Source organism: Streptococcus gwangjuensis, assembly GCF_028156745.1.
Lineage (GTDB): Bacteria > Bacillota > Bacilli > Lactobacillales > Streptococcaceae > Streptococcus > Streptococcus gwangjuense_A.
The window spans coordinates 1-390 of record NZ_JAODJG010000011.1 but is presented as its reverse complement, the minus strand read 5'-3'; the positions used below and the strand labels follow the sequence as shown (position 1 = coordinate 390).

1 protein-coding gene is annotated in these 390 nt (G+C 42.6%); it reads left to right on the top strand.

The features are described 5' to 3' along the window. On the top strand, positions 1-390 hold a 390-nt coding region (locus N5909_RS00090; protein ID WP_271630620.1), incomplete at both ends, for a mucin-binding protein.

Genomic DNA, 390 nt, shown 5'->3' with positions numbered 1-390 from the left:
GGAAAGTGTTAGCCGTACCATCCATTACGTTTACGAAGATGGAAGTAAGGCTAAGGATGATGTAGTTGAAACACTGAACTTCAAACGTTGGAGTCATATTAACCTAGTGACTGGTCATATTGACTTCCAAGACTGGACAACCAATGATGATACGTTTGATAAAGTGGTCTCTCCAACTATCGCAGGTTACACAGCGGATAAATCAGAAATCCCAGCTGTAAGCGGAGTGAAGGCTAAAGACCAAGACCGTGTTGAAACAGTCACTTACCGTAAGGATGCTCAAAAAGCTGTTATTCGTTACGTAAGCACTAACGGTAACCGTGTTCTCACAACAGATGAAGTAACAGGTAAGTCAGGAGAAGCCATTGCCTACAGCACAACAAGTCAAAT